The 21,860-nt window shown below is 69.8% G+C and carries 19 protein-coding genes and 3 pseudogenes; 9 read left to right on the plus strand and 13 right to left on the minus strand.

Annotation, left to right across the window (positions count from 1 at the left end):
* Positions 1-70: 70 nt before the first annotated feature.
* Together ACZ5CZ_RS22060 and ACZ5CZ_RS22065 are read right to left on the minus strand one after the other, a co-directional pair.
* Positions 71-1,546 (minus strand): bifunctional aminoglycoside phosphotransferase/ATP-binding protein, encoded by a 1,476-nt coding sequence (locus tag ACZ5CZ_RS22060; protein WP_468945422.1) that lies wholly within the window; start codon positions 1,544-1,546, stop codon positions 71-73.
* An 85-nt stretch (positions 1,547-1,631) separates the two neighbouring features.
* Complete coding sequence (locus ACZ5CZ_RS22065) at positions 1,632-2,501, minus strand: universal stress protein (protein WP_468945235.1); 870 nt, start codon at positions 2,499-2,501, stop codon at positions 1,632-1,634.
* 193 nt (positions 2,502-2,694) lie between these two features.
* On the opposite strand from ACZ5CZ_RS22065, the gene ACZ5CZ_RS22070 reads away from it, so the two are divergent.
* Both ACZ5CZ_RS22070 and ACZ5CZ_RS22075 read left to right on the plus strand, forming a co-directional pair.
* Positions 2,695-3,513: a universal stress protein gene (locus ACZ5CZ_RS22070; protein WP_468945237.1), complete on the plus strand. Its 819-nt coding sequence runs from the start codon at positions 2,695-2,697 to the stop codon at positions 3,511-3,513.
* A gap of 112 nt (positions 3,514-3,625) precedes the next feature.
* A complete protein-coding gene (locus ACZ5CZ_RS22075) occupies positions 3,626-3,913 on the plus strand; it encodes a DUF1876 domain-containing protein (protein ID WP_385845309.1) in 288 nt (95 codons plus the stop codon).
* 12 nt (positions 3,914-3,925) lie between these two features.
* Here ACZ5CZ_RS22075 and ACZ5CZ_RS22080 read toward each other — a convergent pair whose 3' ends face one another.
* Complete coding sequence (locus ACZ5CZ_RS22080) at positions 3,926-4,603, minus strand: CBS domain-containing protein (RefSeq protein ID WP_385845310.1); 678 nt, start codon at positions 4,601-4,603, stop codon at positions 3,926-3,928.
* Positions 4,604-4,716: 113 nt separating this feature from the next.
* Here ACZ5CZ_RS22080 and ACZ5CZ_RS22085 point away from each other — a divergent pair, with 113 nt between their 5' ends.
* Positions 4,717-5,640, plus strand: coding sequence for a pyridoxamine 5'-phosphate oxidase family protein (locus ACZ5CZ_RS22085; protein ID WP_468945240.1), 924 nt, complete (start codon positions 4,717-4,719; stop codon positions 5,638-5,640).
* 4 nt (positions 5,641-5,644) lie between these two features.
* On the opposite strand, the gene ACZ5CZ_RS22090 is transcribed toward ACZ5CZ_RS22085, so the two are convergent.
* Positions 5,645-6,289, minus strand: coding sequence for a CBS domain-containing protein (locus tag ACZ5CZ_RS22090; protein ID WP_468945243.1), 645 nt, complete (start codon positions 6,287-6,289; stop codon positions 5,645-5,647).
* 231 nt (positions 6,290-6,520) lie between these two features.
* On the opposite strand from ACZ5CZ_RS22090, the pseudogene ACZ5CZ_RS22095 reads away from it, so the two are divergent.
* Positions 6,521-6,748 (plus strand): annotated as a pseudogene (locus tag ACZ5CZ_RS22095) (universal stress protein); the annotation flags it as partial.
* Here ACZ5CZ_RS22095 and ACZ5CZ_RS22100 read toward each other — a convergent pair.
* The 3 genes from ACZ5CZ_RS22100 to ACZ5CZ_RS22110 form a co-directional block, all read right to left on the minus strand.
* A complete protein-coding gene (locus tag ACZ5CZ_RS22100; protein ID WP_468945246.1) occupies positions 6,699-7,697 on the minus strand; it encodes an arabinofuranosidase catalytic domain-containing protein in 999 nt (332 codons plus the stop codon). The pseudogene ACZ5CZ_RS22095 and the gene ACZ5CZ_RS22100 overlap by 50 nt on opposite strands.
* A gap of 39 nt (positions 7,698-7,736) precedes the next feature.
* Complete coding sequence (locus ACZ5CZ_RS22105) at positions 7,737-9,959, minus strand: alpha-L-fucosidase (RefSeq protein WP_468945248.1); 2,223 nt, start codon at positions 9,957-9,959, stop codon at positions 7,737-7,739.
* 869 nt (positions 9,960-10,828) lie between these two features.
* Positions 10,829-11,011 carry a hypothetical protein gene (locus ACZ5CZ_RS22110; RefSeq protein ID WP_468945250.1) on the minus strand — a complete coding sequence of 61 codons (183 nt, stop codon included), beginning with the start codon at positions 11,009-11,011 and terminating at the stop codon, positions 10,829-10,831.
* Positions 11,012-11,276: 265 nt separating this feature from the next.
* On the opposite strand from ACZ5CZ_RS22110, the gene ACZ5CZ_RS22115 reads away from it, so the two are divergent.
* Complete coding sequence (locus ACZ5CZ_RS22115; RefSeq protein WP_468945252.1) at positions 11,277-11,411, plus strand: hypothetical protein; 135 nt, start codon at positions 11,277-11,279, stop codon at positions 11,409-11,411.
* A gap of 24 nt (positions 11,412-11,435) precedes the next feature.
* Here the strand turns inward: ACZ5CZ_RS22115 and ACZ5CZ_RS22120 are convergent, their stop codons facing one another.
* Positions 11,436-11,696, minus strand: coding sequence for a hypothetical protein (locus tag ACZ5CZ_RS22120; protein WP_468945254.1), 261 nt, complete (start codon positions 11,694-11,696; stop codon positions 11,436-11,438).
* Positions 11,697-12,551: 855 nt separating this feature from the next.
* A complete protein-coding gene (locus ACZ5CZ_RS22125) occupies positions 12,552-13,247 on the minus strand; it encodes an alpha/beta fold hydrolase (protein WP_468945256.1) in 696 nt (231 codons plus the stop codon).
* Between the two features lie 414 nt (positions 13,248-13,661).
* On the opposite strand from ACZ5CZ_RS22125, the gene ACZ5CZ_RS22130 reads away from it, so the two are divergent.
* A complete protein-coding gene (locus tag ACZ5CZ_RS22130) occupies positions 13,662-14,591 on the plus strand; it encodes an alpha/beta fold hydrolase (RefSeq protein WP_468945259.1) in 930 nt (309 codons plus the stop codon).
* 46 nt (positions 14,592-14,637) lie between these two features.
* Here the strand turns inward: ACZ5CZ_RS22130 and tpg are convergent.
* Together tpg and ACZ5CZ_RS22140 are read right to left on the minus strand one after the other, a co-directional pair.
* A pseudogene (gene tpg / locus ACZ5CZ_RS22135) lies at positions 14,638-15,195 on the minus strand (telomere-protecting terminal protein Tpg).
* 6 nt (positions 15,196-15,201) lie between these two features.
* Positions 15,202-16,130, minus strand: a pseudogene (locus tag ACZ5CZ_RS22140) (telomere-associated protein Tap); the annotation flags it as partial.
* A 735-nt stretch (positions 16,131-16,865) separates the two neighbouring features.
* On the opposite strand from ACZ5CZ_RS22140, the gene ACZ5CZ_RS22145 reads away from it, so the two are divergent.
* Both ACZ5CZ_RS22145 and ACZ5CZ_RS22150 read left to right on the plus strand, forming a co-directional pair.
* Entirely contained in the window at positions 16,866-17,069 is a 204-nt protein-coding gene (locus ACZ5CZ_RS22145; protein WP_055711351.1) for a cold-shock protein, read from the plus strand.
* 94 nt (positions 17,070-17,163) lie between these two features.
* Positions 17,164-17,682, plus strand: a complete 519-nt coding sequence (locus tag ACZ5CZ_RS22150; protein WP_468945262.1) for a hypothetical protein — start codon at positions 17,164-17,166, stop codon at positions 17,680-17,682.
* A 730-nt stretch (positions 17,683-18,412) separates the two neighbouring features.
* On the opposite strand, the gene ACZ5CZ_RS22155 is transcribed toward ACZ5CZ_RS22150, so the two are convergent.
* Positions 18,413-18,874 carry a MarR family winged helix-turn-helix transcriptional regulator gene (locus ACZ5CZ_RS22155; RefSeq protein WP_468945265.1) on the minus strand — a complete coding sequence of 154 codons (462 nt, stop codon included), beginning with the start codon at positions 18,872-18,874 and terminating at the stop codon, positions 18,413-18,415.
* A 132-nt stretch (positions 18,875-19,006) separates the two neighbouring features.
* Between ACZ5CZ_RS22155 and ACZ5CZ_RS22160 the strand changes: the two genes are divergently transcribed.
* Positions 19,007-19,792 carry an alpha/beta fold hydrolase gene (locus tag ACZ5CZ_RS22160; RefSeq protein ID WP_468945267.1) on the plus strand — a complete coding sequence of 262 codons (786 nt, stop codon included), beginning with the start codon at positions 19,007-19,009 and terminating at the stop codon, positions 19,790-19,792.
* An 833-nt stretch (positions 19,793-20,625) separates the two neighbouring features.
* On the opposite strand, the gene ACZ5CZ_RS22165 is transcribed toward ACZ5CZ_RS22160, so the two are convergent.
* Positions 20,626-21,618, minus strand: a complete 993-nt coding sequence (locus ACZ5CZ_RS22165) for an aldehyde dehydrogenase family protein (protein WP_468945270.1) — start codon at positions 21,616-21,618, stop codon at positions 20,626-20,628.
* Positions 21,619-21,860 lie beyond the last annotated feature (242 nt).

Consider the following 21,860-nt stretch of genomic DNA (forward strand, 5'->3'; position numbering starts at 1 on the left):
GCTCCCTCGCTCCCCCACCTCCACGGTCACCCCCGCACTGCGCTCGGGCGACACGGCCACTCGCGACACCTCAGTCCGGCTCCATGTAAGGGCGGCGGAAGACGGGTGCCTGACCGCTGCCCCACGGCCGTACGGCCGCGAGCGCCTGGGTGACCGCGGACTCCAGGGCGCCACTGGTGTCGACCGGGACGGCTTCGGGCCACGGCGGCTCCCTGGCGGCCATGGCGGTGGCGACGTCGAGGCCGGCGTCGGAGATGCCGGGGGCGCGCGTGCTCAGGCGGGCCGCCGACACTTCGCCCGGCACCTGGCAGTGGAGGGCCACCAGTTCGGCGCTGGTTCGGTCGGCCACGCGCAGAGCGGATTCGCGCTGTGCGGCGTCGGACCAGGTGGCGTCGAGGACCACCGATTCACCGGAGCAGAGCAGTGCGGACGCGCGGTCGAGCAGGGCGGCGTAGGTCCTGGCCGTCCACTCGGGCGTGTACAGCCCTTCGCCGTAGCCGGCCGCAGCGGACTGCTCCGCCGGAATGCCGGCCAGTTCCTTGCGCATGCGGTCGCTGCTGAGCAGGGCGACTCCCAGCCGGTCGGCCAAGGCTCCGGAGAGGGTGGACTTCCCGCTGCCCGGCAGTCCGCCGACGAGGGTGAGGCCGACTGCGGAGGTGCGCAGGTGGCGCAGTGCCATGGAGGCAAGCCGCCGCGCCGCCACTTCCGCGCCGGACGCACCCTGTCCGGCCTGGATCACCGAGACCTTGGCGCGGACGAAGGCGCGGTAGGCGACGTAATGGTGCCACAGGGACGGAGGCGCGGGGTCCCCTGAGTATTCGCCGTACCGGGCGAGGAAGTATGCCGCGGCTTCCGGGGCGCCGAGGTGTTCCAGGTCCATGGCGAGGAACGCGGCGTCGTCCAGGCCGTCGACGTAGCGGAGGCGGTCGTCGAACTCCAGGCAGTCCAGGACGCGGGGGCCGTCGTCGAGGCAGAAGACGTCCTCGGCCAGCAGGTCACCGTGGCCGTCGACCACCCGTCCCTGCTCGATGCGCGTGTCGAACAGCCGCTTGCGACCGGCCAGATACCGGCGCACCAGCCCCTCGATCTCTGTCAGGCAGTCGGGCACGGCGCCGTGCGCGGCCAGCTCCCGGACCTGCGCGAAGCTCGCCTCCCATCGTGCCGACAGCGCGTCCCGCGTGCCCTGCTCGTCCACGTCACGGCCACGGGGTGCGTGCGCGTGCCATGCCGCCAGTTGCCGCGCGACGGCGCGAAGGACGTCGTCCACCGCAGCCCCTGCCCTTACCAGGTGGGAGAGGCGGCGCTCCTCCGGCATACGGCGCATCACCACGAGTGGTTCAGGTGACTCCGCATCGGGACTGCGGAACTCGCCGAGTCCCACGTAGACGTCGGGGGCGAAACGACGGTTGAGCGTCAGTTCGCGCTCGCACGCGGTCCGGCGCGCCGCGACCGTGGTGTAGTCCAAGAACCCCAGATCAACTGGTTTCTTGAGCTTGTAGGCCCGGTCACCGACGAAGAACAGCGTCGCGGTGTGGGTCTCGCACACCGCCGCGCGCGACAGCCGCTCCCCCTCGTGCGGGGCACTCGCCCGGAGAGCGGACACGTCGGCACGCGGCTCGCGGAGACCGGGCTCAGTCATGGGGAACCACGGCGACCGGGCAGCGGCCATGATGGACGGCGGCCTGCGCCACCGGACCGAGGTGGGGCGCCAGACCGGCACGGTGCCTGCGGCGGCCCACGACCAGCAGTGAGGCGCCCTCCGCAGCCTGTACGACGGCCTTGGCGGGGCTTTCGAGACGGATGCTCTCGACCACGTCCACCCGCCGGTACTTCTCGTGCCACGGGTGCAGCGCTCTACTCACTTGCTCGTGCGCGTCCCGGGTCGTCTTCTCGCTGAAGCCGTGGTCCACCCCCCAGGGCGTCCGTGCGTACAGCGGCACACTGCGGCCGTGGACGGCGAGGACGGGAACGCCCCTGGCCGCAGCGGTCTGAAAGGCGAAGTCGAGTAGGCCGTCCGGTGATCCGTTCAGCTTCAGCGCCACGACGACAGGGCGCGCGGACGTGGCTGGTCTCCCCTCGTCCCGGGGTTCGGCGCGCACCAGCACCACGGGCCGCTCGGCCCGTGCCACGACGGGCAGGCTGACGTCCCCGAGGAAGTAGCTCTCGACGGGCTCGAGTCCCCGGGAGCCCAGGACGACCATCTCCGACTCGGAGGCCGCTCGAAGCAGCGCGTGCTGGGCATCGTCGGCGACCAGGACCTTGCCGATGGCCAGGCCCGGGTGACGGTTCCGGAGTTCCGCCCGCACCGTGTCGACGAGAAGCCTCGCCCAGTAGTTCTGGTCGGCCTCCGCGGGGAGACGAGCCGGTTCCGGGGCAAGCGTCGGCCACGCGTGCAGCAACTGCAGAGTGAGCTTTCGCCTTCCGGCCTCGTCGGCGGCCCAGCGAGCGGCGGCCAGGCTCGCCGGCGAGCCGTCGAGGCCCACGGTTACGACTGGTTGCATGGCGGCGGTCTCCGTCTCGTAAGAGGCTGGAGGGGACGGCGAACGAGTCCGATCGCGTGGACGCTCCGGACGTCGCCTGCATACCGGGATCGACGTGTTTCTCCCCTTCGAGGATCTCCCGGTCCTCGCCACGGCGCATGTGGATCCCGCGGGCGGCGGGCGGGGCGTGCGGGCAGGAGAGGAGTCAGGAGCGGTGACGATTCCTCTGGTGGTGGGCATCGACGGATCCGATGCGAGCCTTGAGGCCGTCGACTGGGCCGCCGACGAGGCGGCCCGGCACGGGATCCAGCTCCACCTGCTGCACGCGGCGGCCGGTGAGCAGGAAGCCTCCGAGGTGATCGACGCTGCCGTCGAACGTGCCCGGACGGGTGCACCAGGGGTGCGGCTGTCCAGCGAGGTGTCGCACGAGGACGCGGCTTCCGCCTTGGTCGGCCATGGCCGCAATGCCTACGCGCTGGTATGGGGAGACAGGGGACTCGGAGAACTTTCCGGCATGCTCCTCGGCTCGGTCAGCCTCGCCGTGGCCGCACGCGCCGACTGCCCGGTGGTCGTGGTCCGCGGCACCCCGGAGCACCGTGCTGCCCGGTTCGGAACCGTCGTCGTGGGTGTCGAGGACGGGGAGGGCAGCGGCACGGCCGTGGACTTCGCGATGCGCGAGGCCGAGGTGCGGCGCTGTCGGCTCGAGGCCGTGCACGCCTGGAGCGCACCGTCCGGTGCGTGTACTACACCCCAGGCGCCTTCATGGCAGCTGGCGGCTCATCGGCGTCCTCCGGCGCAGGTACTGGAGGACGCTCTGCGCCGTCCTGCGGAAAGGTACCGCGACGCCACGGTGAGCCGGCGCTTGATCGAGAAACCTGCGCGCCAGGCGCTGTTGGAGGCCGCGTCGACCGCAGATCTCCTGATCCTGGGTGCGCGGCGGCGACTTGGCCATCCGGGGCTGCAACTCGGCCTGACCAACCATGCGCTGCTGCATCACGCACCGTGTCCCGTGGCCGTCGTCCCTCAGATGTGACCGCCGCAGGACCGGCTGCCAGGGCCGGTCGCCGATACTCCGGGGACCTTTGGCCCCGTGATCCCCGACGGCCGTCGTCCGATCGTGGAAACGCGGAGGCAAGGAGAGAACGATGTCGCACACAGGACAGTGGAAGGTACGTCTCGACCTCTTCGAGGACGACGACGGAACGACGAAGGCTCATCTGGTGCTGGACACCGGCACCACGGCGCTCACCGGACACGGGACCGCGCACTGCCACCCGGCGGACACGAACGTGCCGGAGATCGGCGACGAGCTGGCGGCGGGCAGGGCCCTGGTGGATCTCGCTCACCAGCTGCTGGAGACCGCCGAACACGACATCGAGGGCATGGCGGCCCCGCGGCCCGGCATCCGTCAGACCGCCGGTCAACCCTTGTGAAACCCAGTCGCCTCACAAGGTCCCGGTAGGTGTGTCCCGGGCGTCGTCCGTCCGGGACGCGATCTGCGCGGTGACCGAGACGACGCCGTCGACGCCCCGGCACAACTGCTCGATGACGGGGATCAGACTCCTGTACTCCACGGTGCCCGTCAGGGCGACCCGCCCGTCGTGCACCTCCGCGGTCACGTCCCTCGGATCGAGCCCCAGGGTGCGCCGCAGAACGTCTCCGGTGATCTCCTCGCGGATGGCCTCGTCACGGCGGAGGAAGACCCGCAGCAGATCACCACGGCTGATGATGCCCAGCAGCCGATCGGCTTCGTCGACCACGGGCAGGCGTTTGACGTTCTGGGTTTCCATGAGGCGGGCGGCCTCGACCACCGTCCACTCGGGCCGTGCGCACACCGCGGGAGCGGACATCAGTTCCTCGGCCCGGGCCCCCTCGGCCTTGGCCCGCTCCCAGGCCTCCAGATGCGGGATGGGGGTTCGGCCGGACGGGTCGGTCTGGTCGGCACTCTTACGCAGCAGGTCGGCCTCGGACACCACGCCCATCGGGCGGCCGAGCTCGTCCACCACCGGTACGGCGGTGACCCCGTTCTCCTCCAGCAGCCTGACGAGCTCCTTGAACGGCGTGTCGGGCCGTGCCCGAACGACGTTCCGGGACATGAGCTCCTCGACTGTTCGGTGATGCATGGTGCCTCCCGGGTGCGGGGCACCCACCTCGCGGACACCAGGCCACCCCGTGCGGCGGTGTGGCCCGCGTGGCAGGTTGGATACAGCACCATTCTGAGGAGAGGGCGGCGATCATGCGAGCTCACCTCGGCGACCAACTCGTCATCGAGAGTCCGGCGACCGGCGGCGCCAGGCGCGACGGCGAGATCGTCGGACTGCACCACGACGACGGAACACCCCCCTACGACGTGCGCTGGTCCGACACCCACGACGTGACGCTCGTGTTTCCAGGGCCGGACGCCCACATCCGCCATCTCGAGGATGTGCAGCAGCCTACGGAAGCGGGCGGGGCGGCGACGACGGCCGACGAGGCGGCGGCCGCGTCCACGGCGTACAGGCCGCCCGGGACGGGCCATGCCGGTGACATCGGCCGGCGGGTAGCCGTCGAACGCCGAAGGCGGGGGCTCAGCCGAGAAGAAACTGCCGGCCGCGCACGCATGTCGCCCTACTATTTGGCCTACCTGGAGGAACGGCCCGCCGATCCGACCTTGGCGACGCTTATCAGGCTGGCCGACGCGCTCGGCACCTCGGTCGCCGAGCTGCGTGGCGGAGGCACCGGTCTCCCACCGGGTCAGGGCCGCGCACTGCTGCACCCCCGGCTTCGAGACCTCAGCCCGCAGGAATGCCGCAGCCTGCTCTCCACGCACGGGGTGGGGCGCGTCGCGGTGTCCACGTCCGACGGCCGTCCGGTGGTCGTCCCGGTCAATTACGAGGTCGTCGATGACGCCATCGTCTTCCGGACCGCGCCAGACTCCGTGGCGGCGCGGGCAGCGGAGAGGGAGGTCGCCTTCGAGGTCGACCACGTGGACGACGCCCTGAGTCAGGGCTGGAGCGTGCTCGCCGTCGGACCGGCACGTGTGGTGACGGACCCCGAGGCGGTACGCGGGCTCGCCCGACGCGCGCACACCACGCCGTGGGCGGGCGGCGAGCGCGAGATGTGGGTGTCGATCGAGCCCACAGATCTCACGGGCCGCCGGATCACCCCTGCCGATCAGTAGACGATCATGCCTCGGACTCAGGGCTGTCCGGTTCGGAGCCCTCGCAGCTCAGGCGGGACTCGACGCCCACCACGCCCTCCAACCCGTTCACGAGGCGCTTGGCGACCCAGATGAGCGAGGTGTCGTGGACGGGTCCGCGGAGCCTGACGACGCCGTCTCGCACCGACACGTGGAGGGCGTGGGCGTGCTTGGGGAACAGATAGGACACCACCGTGCGGCGGACCTCCTCCTCGATGTCCTCGTCCGAGCGCAGGAAGACCCTCAACAGGTCGCCACGACTGACGATGCCGAGCAATCCGTCCTCGGCATCGACGACGGGGAGCCGTTTGACATGGTGCACGGCCATGAGGCGAGCTGCCCGGGCCAAGGTTTCGTCCGAGCGGACCGTGACAGCGGGCGCGCTCATCACCTGCTCAGCGGTCGCACCTTCCGCCTTGGCCAGGTCGGACCGCAGTCGCCTGCGCTCGGAGCGGGTGGGCCGGCGTTCCCGGAACTCCTCCTTGGGCAGCAGGTCGGCCTCGGACACCACGCCGACGACCCGCCCTTCACCGCTCACGACCGGCACGGCACTCACCTGCCGCTCGTCCATGACCGGCACAATCTCCTTGAACCGCGCGTCGCGCCCGACGGCGAGCGCGGGCGTGGTCATCACATCGCTCACGATGTGCGGAACAGTGACGGGCATGTCTCGGTCCTCGAGGGGCGGCCGGGGAGCCCAGTTCGGCCGATGCCTCAAGCATCGCCAGGACCTCACGGCTCGCAAACCGGCCGGAGAGCCACCCCGGCCCGGGACCCGGTGGCGTGTCGCGGCGACAGGCACGCGGTGCGACGGTATTCACAGGAGGATCTCGGCTGCCGGGCGAGAAGGCGGTGGACGGCTATGGAACTCCCACTCGTCGTGGGCGTCGACGGATCCGACTCCAGTCTGGCAGCGGTCGACTGGGCCGTGGACGAAGCGGCACGGCACGGTCTGCCCCTCCATCTCGTCCATGCCTCCCTCTGGGAGGCATACGAGGGAGCCCAACCGTCCTTCAGCTCCGGCCGTCCGGCCCAGGAGGTCATGGCCAAGCACATCGTCGCGTCCTGCGTGGAATGGGCCCAGCGACGCTGTGGTCGCCGCCGATGCCGAGGATGATCGCGCCCTCCTTGTGCATGGGGTTGTAGCCGGAGACGTTGGGGCGCACGCCGCTGTAGTAGGTGGATGGGCTGCCGGACTGGGCGTTGCCGCCGCGGATGGCCCCCTGGTTCGGGCCGCCCTTGACCATGGCGGTCTGGAACCGGTTGGTGACGGTGGGGTCGCCCGCGTTGAGGTGCTGGTTCACGCCGGAGAACAGGCCGTTCTCCAGGTCTGCCATGATCCAGGGGCCATTGCCGCTGCCGGTGCCCCAGTGGTTCTCGGTGCCGAAGTAGATGGCCTCCATGTGACCGTTGCCGGTGTCGTGGTTGTTGGTCTCGGTGTTGCGGTAGTCGAAGCAGCAGCCGCTGTTGACGTGGGTGCCGCTGGTGATCATGTACTCGCCGTCGGGTGCACTGCCGGTGGGCACGCCGCCGGCGGAGTTGTAGGCGAAGTAGCTGTTGCCGGGATTGATGTACAGCGCGTAGGCCTTCTGGCCGCCGACGCTGAGTGCTTCGGTGGTCGCGGTGGCGGCCGTGTCGGCGCCTCCGGTCCCGCCCGGGCCCCGGTAGACAAGGGTGTTGCCGTGGCCGGTCTGGTCGTAGATGCGGGTGATGGTGCAGGTGGTGCCCGCGCAGAACGAGTCCTGCGCCGCCGCGTTGGCGACACCACCGGCGGACAGCACCCCGATGTTCTTGAACGCGTTGTCCGAGGTGCGCTGCAACTGGTAGAGCGGGCCGTTGCAGGCGGCGAACAGCGCGCGGGTGGTGCTGTGCGCCGCCGCACACGGCGTACCACCCGCCGCGTAGATGTCACACGGCCCCTGCGAGGCAGCCTGCGAGGCACCGCCGAAGGCGACCAGACCGGCGAACGCGAGCGCCACCGCCGCCAGGAAGACGACCAGCCTTCGCTGCAGCCGATGGCGAATGTGCAGCACAGGCATGAGCGCTCACAGCCCGGGGGCCCCTGCCCTCCCGTCCGCTCAGACCTTGGTGAAGGTCCATTGCACGTTGGTGCTGCTGTTCCCGGACCACTGCTTGGTCACGGAGCCCGAGGGCACGCTGCCGCCGCCGTCGAGGACGAGGTTGGTGGCGCGGTTGACGATCCAGTACCAGCCGCCACCCTGGTACTTGAGCTGCCACTGCTGGCTGTTGCCGCCGTCCCAGGGAGCTTCCACGGCGGGGGAGCCGTTCGTGGTGGCGCCGCCGCCGTCGGCGACCATGCCGTTGGCGCGGTTGACCAGCTTGTAGTACCCGGTGCCGAGCTCAACGGCCTGCCACTGCAGGTTGCTGCTGCCGTTCCAGGTCCACTGCTTGAGGTTGGAGCCGCTGGGGACGTTGCCGCCGCTGTCCAGCACCAGCCCGTCGGTGACGTTGGTGATCTTGAACCACGCCGAGGGGTTGAGCTGCACCTTCATCGACACGACGGCGTCATTGTTGCCGGTCACCCGCAGGTCGGCGTTGTCGTCGGTGAAGGTCCAGGCGGTGCCGGTGAAGTTGTCACCGGAGTAGCCGATGATCTGGTAGCCGGGGGCCAGCTTCAGCGAGGACAGGCTGCGGCTGGGCAGGCCGGCGAGCGTCAGCTGGTCGGCGGTGTAGGAGCCGACCTGGAGCACGGAGGAGCCGCCCAGGTAGTTGACGTCCTGGTAGACCACGGCCCCGGTCAGTGGCTTCAGAACCGGGATCAAGCCGGAGAAGGTCAGCTTCACGACGTAGGCGAGGGCGGAGAACGGCGCCGACGACGACGGCAGGGTCACGTGCAGCCCGGCCGAGTCCTGCGTCGGCGTGGGCAGGTTCGTGTACGTGCCGGCGGTGGGGTTCAGCAGCTGCGCCGAGGCCAGGGAACCGACGTCGATCCGGTCGGAGCTGAGCGTCGATATGTTCAGAGTGCTGCCCGGCCAGCTGAGGACCGTGGCGTACAGGACGGTGTTGTTCTTGCTGCGGGTGAAGCGGATATCCTGCGCCGTTCCGACCTTCGGGGCGGTGAAGGCGCCGCCGCCCATGTGCGTGGGACCTTCGCCGTACGTGGTCCAGGCCCGGGTCGAGTACACCGACTCGCCGAAGCGGCGCAGGTAGTCGCCGATGCCGAGGAGGATGTCCTTCTGGGCCTGGGGGATCGTGCCGTCCGCCATCGGGGCGATGTTGAGCAGCATGTTGCCGTTCTTGCTGACCCGGTCGATCAGCGAGTGCAGCATCTGCTGGACGCTGTAGTAGCCGATGCCGTCCGTGTAGCACCAGCTGGAGCTGGAGATGCTGTCGTCGGTGAGCCAGTAGGGAGCGGTGATGTCGCTGGGGCCGCCGCGCTCGTAGTCGAACACCTCGCCGTGCGGGTTGAAGCCGTCCTTGTAGGTGGCGACGACTTCGCGGCCCCAGGTGTTCGCCTGGTTGTAGTAGTACGACAGGAAGTTCAGCTGCTGTGTCTGGTCGATCTTGTTGAGATCGAAGTCCTGCCAGATGATGTCCGGCTGGGCGAGGTCGATGACCTCCTTGAGCTTGCCGTACCACAGCTGGTTCTCGGCCGTGGTGCCCAACTGCCCGTACAGCTTCTGCAGGCTCGGGTCGGACTGCGCGGGCGCATGGTCGTAATAGCCGTTGAAGTTGTACGCGTGGTGCATGGCCACCAGGAGCTTCAGCCCCTTGGCGCGGATGGAGTCGGTGAACAGCTGGAGCAGGTTGAGCTGGGGGCCCTTGGCAACCGAGTTCCACTCGTTGACCGAACTGTTCCACATGGAGAACCCGTCGTGGTGCTCGGCGACCGGGCCGGCGAACTTCGCTCCCGCGTCGACGAACAACTGCGCCCACTCGTCCGGGTCGAAGTTCCCGCCGGCGGACTTCAGCTTCGGGGCGAACTTGGTGAAGTTGCCGTTCAGGTCCTTCGCGCCGTTGATGAAGTTGTGGTACGGCCACGCCGACGGGTCGCCGTACGTGGCGATGTGGTGCTGGTTGCACACATCGCCGCTGATGTACATGCGACGCGGATACCACTCGTTCCCGTAGGCGGGCACGCTGAACACGCCCCAGTGGTAGTAGATACCGAACTTGGCGTCCTTGAACCACTCGGGAGCCGCGTTGTGCTGATCCACCGAGGCCCACGTAGGGGTGTACGTGGTCGCGGCGCGGGCGGTGCCGGCGGCGAGGACGTTGCCTGCGGCCACCGCCGCCGCGACACCTGTAGCGCTCGCCAGGAAATGGCGTCTACTGATCATGGTGGTACCTCCGTCAGAGCTGTGGTGGAAGACCAGGGCGGGTGGCCGGTGGCACTTGTGCCGGCGAGGAGCGCGCCACCGGCTGTGAACGGCGACGGCGTCCGCGGGCCCCGGGGAACTCGCGGCGGAGCGGTTTCCCGACCGCACCTCCTCACTCGGTTCCCGTACGGCAGCGCCGCCGCATGACTCTTTCGCCGCCCGGAGCCTCTCGTGCGACCCTGCGCCGTGCGTGCCTGTGTCTCGCATGAAGTTGCGGCACACACCATGCCCCTGTCAACGGGCGTGCAGGGATGAATGCGGTCTTTCAGCTGCCCCTTTTTTACCTTTATCTATAGCTATCCGACTATTGATCCCCGGTCATACATAGCATGTCTGCCTGCTAAGGCCTGCCCGGCCGATCATGTGACTGTCTAGGCCGACCCTCTTGGGGGAGGGGTGGCTGTGACGGTGACAGCTCGTGCAACGGCCGTTGCGTTGGTGGAGAAGATGATGGATGCGGACTATGCCGGCGAGGACGAGGCGTACGGTGTACTGGAGGCGCCCCGCTCGAAACGCATCCCTCAAGATCGAAAAGACGCTCACCCTCGACGCGAGCGACGACAAACCGCTCGCGATTGAAACCGTCGCCGACCGCGCCCGCGCCCGCTACGGGCGTCAAGTGCTCTACCCCGCCACCCCGTCGCCCTCAGCTCCCCTCCCCCGTCAGCCCGGCAGTGGGACCGAGGCGATCGCCCAGACGACGCGCATGGACGTCGTGCCACATAGGCGGGACAGACCTAGGGATGGTGGGCATCCCCAGCGCTGCACCCGCACCAACTACCTCCACGTCGCCGACAACGAGTTCGAAGTCCCCGTCCGGCGCGTGCTGGTCAGGCCAGAGGAAGCTGTCCGAGCGGCCGACCACGATCAGCCTGAGCCTCCAGCTCAGCGGCAACGTCCGGCCCCGTGGTGAAGGTGGGGCCGTCCCAGGACGCCGGGACCGCCATGGGCGTGAGGCGCACCTCGGTGCCGTGGATGCGCGCGGCGTCGAAGAGGGTCTGCAGCAGCTGCATGCCCGCCAGGTCGAGCGCACCGAGACGGGCATGCCACGTCTGGGTCTCCGGGTCGTACGTGGCTACTTGGCGAGCCTGTTGAGTTGTTCCTGCCATTGAGGATCGGCGACCGGAGCTGTCCGGATGGCGGCTTCCAACACCCATGCTCGGTCGGGGGAGTTCGGCGAACTGGTCATACAGGGAACGGTAGGCGTCGCCACTGACAACTCACCCGGCCAGGTGAATCCGGAGTCTGGACAGAACCCGGGCCGTCCACGAACACGTAGTGACAGACGTGGACCCGATCCGAGAAGCGCACCTGTCCGAGCCCGGCCTGCTCGTCATCGACACCCGGGCTGCTGGCCAGCCCGTACGGCTGCGGATGTACACCGATCTGCGGCAGGGCCTCGAGGAGGTGTGACCCAGATACACGTCGCAGTCCGCTTCAGCCGGTGGCCCGCAGCCGCTCGAGGAGGTCGTCCACGGCTGCGGTGTGAGCGTAGGGAGACAGTGCTGGCTCCAGGTCACGGACCATCGTGACGCGCCAAGGAGCGTTGATGCGGTTGGCCAAGTCCAGGGAACGGGTGGCGGTCTCCGCTGCGATCTCCACTTCGCCGTCGCGGAGGTAGGTCTCGGCCTGGTAGGTGAGGAACACCGCGCGCGTTTTGGAGCGGGTGGCTGGGAGAAGGGCGATGCCCTCGTCCATGAGCTGGTGAGCCCGCCGTCGCTGGCCGAGATCGGCAAGGCACCTGCCGCTGTCCGCGGCCAAGTCCGCCATCCCCATCCAGGAGCACCAGGCGGGTGCCGGATCGCAGGAGGGGGCTTGGAGTGACTTCTCCGCGGCGGTCAGAGCCCGGCGGCACCCGCGCGTCCTCGCCGAGGACGGCGAGGACGCGGGCCTGGCGCAGATGGAGGAGGGAGCGTGCGGTGGGGTGTTGGGCGCGCGGGATGGCGTGTTCGAGGATGGCCACGGCACCACGGGCGTCGGTGAGCCACAGCAGCTCGTAGGCGAGGTCGGACAGGATGCCCGCGCCAGCAGATCGTGCCGAAGGCTTCTCGGGCGCATTGGCGCTACCGGGCCTTCGGTGAGGGTCCCGCAGAGGCGTTGACACGGCCCGCGGCGGGTGTGCAGAAGCCGGTCACAGGGCGGGCCGCGCCGGGCTTGCTTTATTGGCGTCGACGCGGGCGCACTGCGAGACCGTGCTGAGATCGTTCTACGACTTCCATCTGGAGGAGGGCACCGGCCCGATCACCAACCCGTTTCCCTCAGCTCGGGAACGCCGCCGGTTGCCGACGGCAGCTGGCCGGACGACCCGGCAGTCGGCGGGAGGCAGGTACCGGCCCTCGCTTCCTCAGCGTCTGCCGCGGCGGCTGCCCGACGATTGCTTCAACGAGCTGTTCGCCGCGCTGCGTTACGACCGTGACGGTGCTTGACTGAGCAGTTCAATTGGCGAGTTGCGCGTTGGCCGGGCACCTGTCGTTGAGGGAATCGGCCAGACCCGTGGCCTCGCCTGCGATGACGTCACCCTCCTTCGCGGGGTACTGGAAACCAGCGGCGTGCTCACCGCCAGGCGGTGGTGGCGGCGATGACTGCTTGGGCCAAGGCCACGGGCTGACTGCGGGCGATGAGGTGCCCGGCGCCACGGATGGGCCGGACTGTGGTGTGAGGAGCCAGGTGCAGCAACTGGTCGATGTCCTCGTCGGTGAGCGACGAGCCGTCGTCGCCATGGACGAGCAGGAGGGGCAGGTCGAGTTCCTCGGTGACCTGCCGTAGCCGTGGGACCTGGGCGAGGATGTCCTCGACGAGCTCGGTGTGGGCGCCGAGCGGACCGACGGAAGCGAGGAAGCGGCGGACCCTGGAGGGGTGGAGGCAGGGTACGACGTCGACCAGCACCAGCCCCGCCACCCTGGCTCGCACTGCCGGATCCGCGAGAGCGGCGATGGCGGCGAGCCCGCCGAGTGAGGCACCGACGACCACGCTTTCCGGTGGCTCGGTGTGCACCATCGCGGCGACGTCATCCGCGCACGCGGACAGCGTGCGAGCACTGCCCTCGCTGTCGCCGTGGCCTCGCTGGTCGAAGGCCACACACCGGTACCCGGCGTCGACGAGGACCTCGCTGACCGGTCCCCACACCTGACGGCGTTCGCCACCGGCGTGAAGGAGCAGGAAGGTCGGTCCGGCACCGACTTCCTCTCCGCGCAGGATCACATCGGGGCGAGTGATCCGCCGTCCTCGTGGGGCGGTAGGGCCGATCATGAAACTGACACCTCCCCTCCTCCTACCGCACGGGGCCTTGGCCAGGCCGTCAGGGCCGGCCAGTGCCCCAACGGCACGCGGCACTGCGTAGTGCCCGCAGGGCACGTTGGGAACGGTACCGCCACCTGTGCAGGTGTTCACCCAAGGCGGCGCAAGCACACGCCCATCCGGCGCGGCGGCAGATGCCAGCAGCCCCAGCAGGATGCCAACCTGGCACATCGCAACCTGTCAACGCGCGGAAACGCAACTCGCCAACTCAACCGCTCATCCGCCAAGTGAAGGGCCCAGTTGTGACTGAGCGCGTGAGTCGGCCAGTTGAGCGCGGCCTACTTCACCGCGCGAGCGACCCTCGCATGGTCCGAGTGCTCTGGGGCAGAGGAGCTGGAGGTCCCATACAAGGGAGGCCAGGAGGCCATGTTCGAGGGGTTCCAGCTGACTCGAGTTGAAGGGAACGGGGCGCAGCTGCGGGTGCGTTACGGCGGCAGTGGGCCAGCGGTGTTGCTCGTGCATGGCCACCCGCGTACGCACGTGACCTGGCACCGCGTCGCTCCGCGGCTTGTCGCAGCAGGTCACACGGTGGTCTGCCCCGACCTGCGCGGCTACGGCGAGTCCGAAAAGCCGCCGACCGACGAGTTGCACAGGCCGTACTCCAAGCGGGCCATGGCCGGTGACTGCCTGGCTGTCATGCGCCAACTGGGGCACGAACGGTTCGCCGTCGTCGGACACGACCGGGGCGCGTACGTGGCCACCCGCCTCGCCCTGGACCATCCGGAGGCCGTGTCCGCCGTCAGCGTGCTGGACGCCGTCCCCATCGGGGAGGCACTGCAGCGCTGCGACGCCACGTTCGCCGCAAGCTGGTGGCACTGGTTCTTCCTCGGACAGACCGACAAGCCCGCCGAACGCATCATCAACGCCGACCCCGACGCCTGGTACAAGGCCACACCTGAGCAGATGGGCACCGAAGCGTACGAGGACTACCGCCGTGCGATCCACGACCCGGCCACCGTGCACGCCATGTGCGAGGACTACCGAGCCGGACTCGGTGTCGACCGTGAGCACGGCGACGCCGACCGGCAGACCGGGCGACGCATCGGCTCTCCGCTGCAGGTCCTGTGGGCCACCCATGACGACATGGCCGACCTGTACGGCGACGTGAGAAGCGTCTGGCGCGACTGGGCGGGCGACCGGCTGGTCGGTGGCCCGATCGTTTCCGGGCACCACATCGCCGAAGAGGCACCCGAGGCACTCGTCACCGCGCTCCGCGAGTTCTGGCGGAGCATCGGAGAGCACCGTCCTCGCGCGGAAAGCACAGCTGGCCAGTTCGAACGCAAACTTGGCAGGTGAAGCGCTCAGTCACACCGGGGCTCTCGGCTGCTCAGGGCGCAGGCCACTACAGGTCGAACTCGAGGTGCTCGATGTCTGTGAAGTGGACCTCCTCGAGGCTGCCGGCGCGGCGGCCGCCGTCCTGGAGTAACACTCCTTGAGTCCTTCGGCCACGATCTGCTGGAGCTGCTGGTCGGTGGCGCCCTGTTCCTGGGCCTCGAAGAGGCGGGCGGCGTAGGCGGGCGGCAGGGCGACGGTCAGGTGCCGGACGCGGTCCTCGTCCGTGGAGCCGATCGGCGCGGTGTAGCCCATGCGCGCCTGGGTGTCGATGACGATGCCACCGGTGGTGGCCGCCTTCCGCCGGGCCTTGGCCCGGATCTGCGGCTGCCACCGCTTCTTCACCTCGCGCTCCAGGCGCTCGGCGAAGTTCGGGGCGCGGCTTCTTGATCTGGTCCTTCACGTACCGCTCGACGGTGCGCTGGGAGACCCGCAGCATCTGGGCGACCACCTTCGTGCCCTTGAGCTGCTTGACCAGGTACCGCTTCTGCGCACCGGCCGGCTTCGGCGCCGGGCGGGTGAACGCCTTCTGCACCGCCTTCTCCAGGCCGTCCCCGAGCAGGCTCATCGTGGCCTACTCCTGCTCTCCGTTGTCGACGTCGGTGACGGTGCCGTCCTTGATGTACCGGGCGAGGTTAAGCTCCGGGGCGTTGAACCGCTCCCGGATCTCTTCGCCCCACAGGACGTTCTGGGTGCCCTCGTGCTTGACCAGGCCGGGTTGACGCCGAGCTTGAAACCGCCGGGCAGCGGCTTGCCGTCCCGGTACGGCAGGAAGTCCAACGGGCTCGGACCGTTGGCCGCGTGGACCACGCAGTCGGACAGGATCGCGACGGGGTACTGGCCGGTGAACGCGGCGTGCTTGACGATCTTGCGGTGGAGGTTGCTCCGGGTGCGGGAGATGACCGCCGCGCACATGTCCGGCCGCCACGTCGGGCGGGACAGGGCGCGCCATGGCTGGCCCGGCCGCCAGCCTTCGCCCCGGGGCCGTTCGCGCAGCTTGCCCCGGCCGCCGTGACCGTCGCCTTGATCGCCGAGACGACGATCGCAGGGTCCGGGTCGCGGTCCTTGTAGCTGTCCATCGCGGTGAGGAAGCCGGCCGGGGCGAGGTCGGCCATCGTGGCGAGGTAGGCGTCGCGGAGCCGGTTGTACCAGCCGTTCAGGTAGCGGCCGTTGTCGTAGCGGACCCACGCCTCGATCGGCCGCGCCTCGTAGCCGAGCTCCTGGGCGTAGGCGACGGTGGGCGTCGCGTACAAGGCCCGGCCCTTGCGGGCGCTCGCCCTTCGGCGTGAACGGGCTGGGGAGCAGCGAGCCGTCCAGCTCCACCCACTCCTTGCCGACCTTCACTTTTGACAGGTCGACGTGGGACAGGTCGACCAGCCACGAGCCGGGCAGCTTCGGGTCGAACGCGGGGGCCTTGACGTGCGTCGCCTCGCCGAGGCCGACGTTGAGCCCGTTCGTGCCGGCGGCGGAGGCCATATTGACGTCGATGCCGACCAGATACCGCTGGCCGGGGCGCTGACCGCGCGGTGCGGCCACCGCCACCCGCACCGCACCCCCAGGGAACCCGCCAGCACCGGTACGGCGCCCGTGCTCCCGGGCTGCCGAGCCGTCACCGTGGTTGGGCCCCGGTCCGGCAGCCCCGCCAGTCAGTCAACCGGCCCCGGGGTATGCAACGGCGCCCGGCACGACGAAGGCCCTGACCGCTCGGGGATGATCAGGACCTTGTAGGCCTCGGAGGGAAGCTGACGCGGCCCCGACGCCAGAGCGCGGAATCGAAGGGCCGCGGACCGCACCGGCCCAACGTGGGGCGTCCAGACCAACGCGCGTCACCGGCTCAACACCCAGCCGGCCCGCAAGGTCACGCGCTGTGCGGTGGAAAACAGGCCGGTGCGCGGGGGCGAAGGGGCGTAGACCGTAGGTATGGCTGGAGGAGCGGGCCCACCTGCCCGGTGTGCGGCCACCGTCTGGCCCCCCGCTACTTCACCCGCTCTGACCAGGTGTTCTGCTCCAGTCGGTGCCGTACGGCCGCGTGGGTGGGAACGCAAAGGGGCGGCGCCGGCCGGGTGACGGCTACGCGATCCGATCGCCCCCAGGCGAACATCTGGTTCCTTGGTCGTGTCGGCAGCCGTGTGGAGGTGGCGTTGCGGGGTAGAACGGCTGTTGGTTCGTGTGGTTGCGCGAGCCGGAGCATGCCCGGTGGTAGGGCTGTTCCTGGGCCTGAATGAAGGATCAACCGGTATGGCCAGCGGCACCGTGAAGTGGTTCAACGCCGAAAAGGGTTTCGGCTTCATCGAGCAGGACGGCGGGGGTCCGGACGTCTTCGCGCACTACTCCGAGATCAAGGGCAGCGGGTATCGCGAGCTGACCGAGGGGGAGCACGTCACGTTCGACATCGGCCAGGGCCAGAAGGGCCCGCAGGCGCAGAACATCGTACGCGGCTGAGCGGGCAGGAGAGCGTAGAACGAGGCGGCTGTCCGGTCCGGCAGCCGCCTCGCTCATGCAGTCGGCCGTACAGCCCTGAGCGCTGCCTGGCACGATGCTGTTCACGCAGCCGCCGCCCGTTCCGTGCCCCGCCAGCCTGGTCCCGGATGCCACCGGCGTCGATGCCTTCAACGCCGCATACCGGCGGGCCAAGCAACAGCGCGCGGTGTTCGTCGGGGTGGAGCGCCAGGGCCCTCGGTGGACGGTGAAGGCGGACACGCTCACCGCCCCGGACCCCACAGTCAACGACAGCGTGCACGACGCGGTCCGCAACACGGTGATTCCGCTGATCCGCTCGCGCCAGATCCGCCGCGGCTCCTCCGCCGGTCTGTACTTCGTGCTGTACGACATCGACGGGGATCTTGCTCAGGGTGGGCTCGGTGCGCGGTCGGGGCTTGGGCCGGTGTCTCCATTTGATCATCGGCGCAGTACAGGTGCCGATGCAGTGGCTGGAACTGTCGAGAGAGTCGAACCGCTCAAGGGCCGGCAGTGTGATCCAGCGATTCGCGGTCCGGCGGGAGGGTGCGGGCGGGGCCTGGGCGGGCGGCCCGAAGCCCCGCCGGGGCGGCGTTAAGCCCCTCGGTGATGGTGTGCGGGACGCGGTGCAGGGCCCGCTGCAGGGTGGCCGGCAGACGGGGGCGGTGACGGACCAGGTTCAGGTGCAGCCCGGTCGCCATCACCGGCACCCAGCTTCAAGCCGCCCAGCTCCTGGGCGCTGAGGGCCGCTCGGATGAGGTGCGCGGGGCGCGGCTCGCCGCGCTGCAGACGGCGCTTGTGGCGTCGGCCGAGGAAGGGTTCCGCAGGACGCTGGTCTTCCACCACGTCGTCGAGGAGACCGAAGCCTTCGCGGCCGGCCTCCCCCGCGTCGTCGGCCGACTGCAAAGTGCGGATCCTGAGCTGTACCCGCGTGTGGTGTAGGCCGACTGGCCGGGCGGCGAGCACAAACGACTCCCCCAGCGTCGAGTGCTCGGCGAGTTCGCGGCCGGGATCGCCAGGGACGGCGCGGTCATGGAGAAGAGCTTCCTGGGCTCGGTGCGGGTGCTTGGCGAGGGCTTCGGCACCAGGAACTGCGACTGCGTCTCCTTCGCTGACGTCTGCGGCTCTATGCCCGACCTCGTCCAGGCCGTGGGCCGGGCACTGCGGATGCAGCCCGGCGAGGGGAAGGTGGCCCCGCTGGGGGTGCCGGACCTGCTCGGCCCCGGGGAGACGGTCGACAGCATGCTGCCCTCGCGAGCTGCCCGCCCCCCCCCGATCCGCCTCGTGGGCTGCGCGCCGCGACACGTGGCGCCTGCGCTCGATTCGGCTCAGTGCGCGGCGGCGTCCGGATGGACAGCGTCGCGGACGATGCGCAGAGCGCTGTTCAGCGCGTCGAGTTGTTCGGTGGTCAGCCGACTGGTGAACCAGTGCTCGATCGCCTCGAGATGGCCGGGAAGGATCCGCTCCAGGAGGTCCACGCCCTCGGCGGTCAGCACAGCGTAGGTGCTGCGGCGGTCGTCGACGCGGGCCTCGCGCCGGACCTCGCCGCGGCGCTGGAGGCGGTCGACGACACGGGTCACTCCGCTGGTCGAGAGGGAGGTCTGGGCGGCCAGGTCGCTCAGCCGCAGCCGCCGGCCGGGTGAACGGCTCAGCCGTACCAGGACGTCGAAGTCCAGCGGCGACATACCTCCCAGGCTGGGCGCCAGCCGGGCGAGCAGCCCGTCGTGGGTTTCCAGGAGCAGGCCCATGGCGGTGAAGCGGGCGTCGTCGAAGAGATCGGGTGTGGGCATGGCAGAAGGCTAGCAGGAGTGCTTGCGCTGCGGATAGTTGACATGAGGAATATCGTCATGCATAGAATCCCGCATCGAAACTTCCGCGCCGCAACTAAACCGGCGCGCCCATCCTCAGGGGGAGAGACGACCATGGCAACAGTCACCGCAGGCAACGCCCAGGTCCACTACGACGTGACCGGCACCGGACCGACCCTCGTTCTGGTGCACGGCACCGGCTCCGCGGGCGCCGAGCTGACGTGGGGTCAGATCGTGCCCGCGTTCGCCGATCGGCACACCGTCATCACGCCCGACCTTTCCGGCACCGAGCGGACCACTGACGACGGCGCGCCGCTGACTGTCGACGGCCTGGCCCAGCAGGTCATCGCCGTCATCGAGGACGCCGGGGCGCGCCCGGTCGACCTGCTGGGCTTCTCCATGGGGGCACCCGTGGTCGCCGCCGTCGCGGCCACCCGGCCCGATCTCGTGCGGCGCCTGATCACAGTGGCAGGCTGGGCGCACACCGACGCCGACGAATACATGAGGAACCTCTTCACGTTGTGGCTGCGGCTGGGCCAGGTGGACGCCGAGAGCTTCGGCCGCAGCGTCACCATGACCGGCTTCAGCCGCGGCTTCCTCAACGCCATCGGCCGCGACGAGGTCGAGAAGCTCGTGCCCAACATGCCGCCCACCCCCGGCACCCTGCGCCATGTCGACCTGGATCTGCGCGTGGACATCCGTCACCTGCTGCCACGCATCCAGGCACCGACGCTGGTGGTGGGCTGCTCTCAGGACGCCACCGTGCCGGTGGAGCACAGCCGGGCCCTGCACGCGGCGATAGCGGGCAGCGCCTACGCCGAGATCGACGCCGGTCACGTCGCGTTCTTCGAGAAGCGGGACGACTTCACCAAGCTGGTCCGCGAGTTCATCGCCGACTGACGCCGTACCCGCATAAATCACTTGGTCAGGCAGCGGCAAGAGTACCGAGGTACCCGGCCTCCGACGGTCGCCCGAAGGGGCAAGGCGCGCTACCTCTCCCCCACACGGCCGGGCCTGGACGATGGCCGGCGATCGTCCGCCGGATGCAGCGCAGGATGCGTTCCGGGTGTCGGTGAGGTTGGTGTAGCCGCCCTTGCGGCAGATAGTCGAAGCCAGGTTCGCCTGCGCCACCGCCGGCGACGTAGCACCCGGGGTGCACTTCAGGTCCTGGAGCGGCTCGCCCTGCTCGTGCCGGTAGTGGCAGCTGCCCGCGGGCGGCCGCTGCTGCACCGTGTACGTCTTCTGCGGACCCGCAGCCACCGGGATCTCTCCGACCGACCCGCGGGCACCGCCGAAACCGACGACGGCGCCCCGCTCTTCCCCGCCCCACCCGAATGAGTGGTCGAGGAAGAGCACCCCGCCACGACCAGAGAAGACAGCACCACCAGCGGAACCACACGACCACCCGAACCCATGACGACCCCTCACCCGTGACCAGCACCTGGGCAGACACTGCCCCACTCCCCCACCCCATGGGCCGGAGACCCCAGCGCTCAGGAGCACTGTCCTCACACCGGAGCCGCCGCCGCGCACCGCTGTCATGCGGTGACCGCGCCGGCGGACCGAGGAGGCGGTGAGGACATGCGGGTCTGGTCTGCCTGGTGAGCCTGGCAGTGCGGGGCGGCGAGCGGCACCGCTCCCGGGACGGCGCTGTCATGCCCGGGGCAGACCAGGCGGGCTCGGTGACCGGGGCAGAGACCGGACGTCATCAGACGGCCGGCATGGCCGACCGGTCAGCCGCCGTTCAGTTCGAGGCCTTCGCCGCCGCAGACGATGCGACCGCCCTCCTGGCGGGCGAGGGCGACGTACTCCTCGACCTTCTTCAGATGCCGGTCGCCGGCCATCGGCCCGACCACGGTGTCCGGGTCCCGGGGGGGGCGCCGACCGGGACGCCGGGGACGGCCTCCGCGAGGATCCCCAGCACCGTCTCGTACAGCAGCCGGGGCCCGCCCATGCAGAACTGGCCGGTGTTGAAGACGAAGCCCCTTGATGACGGCGCCGATCGCCTTGTTCAGGTCGGCGTCCTCGAAGACGAGATGAGCCGCGTTGCCGCCGAGTTCGAAGGTGACCGGCTTGAGCGCCTCGCCGCCCACGCTCGCGGCGTGCCGGCCGATCGCCGTCGAGCCGGTGAAGGCGACCTCGTCGATCCCGGGGTGCCTGAGCAGGGCCTCACCCGCCACCGGGCCGGTGCCGGTGACGACGTTGACGACGCCGTCGGGCAGGCCGGCTCGCTGGAACAGGCCGGCCATGAACAGCGCGCTCAGCGGCGTCTCGTCGGCGGGCTTGTGGACGACCGTGTTGCCGGCCGCGAGAGCGGGCGCGATCTTCGAACTGGAGAGGATCAGCGGGAAGTTGAAGGGGGTGATGGCCGCCACGACGCCGAGCGGACCGCGCCGGGTGTGGGCGAAGGCGTTGAGCGGGGTGTCGCGGTTCGCTCCGTCCAAGGTCTGGGCGAGGGCGGCGTAGTACTCGTACTGGTCGGCGGCGGTCTCGACGTCCACGGGCCGATAGAGGGAGACGGGCTTGCCGACGTCCAGGCTCTCCAGGGCGGTGAGCTCATCGGCGTTCTCCCTGATCAGCCGGGCGATCCGGTGCAGCACCCGGCCGCGCCCGCGCCCGCTTGTCGCGGCCCACGGGCCCTGCTCGAAGGCCTCCCGGGCGGCGCGGACCGCCGCGTCGGCCTCGGTGACGGTGGTGGCCACCCGGCCGGTGGACGGGTCGATCACCTCGGCCCGCGTGCCGCCGGCCGACTCATGCCACTGCCCGCCGACGAACGTTCGCCGGGCTCAATCTCACAGGTACTCATGGCGACTTGGATCCTCTCAACGAGGGCGAGGGCGGTGCAGCCGACGGTGAGTCGGCGCGCGAGGCATGTGCGCATGGTGAGGGGTCCTTCTCGCGGGGTGGGTTCGGAAGGAGCGGCAGGGGCGCCTCAGCAGGAGCGCCGAGCGGGCCGAGAACGCGTCGA

The organism is Streptomyces sp. NPDC031418 (assembly GCF_055581605.1).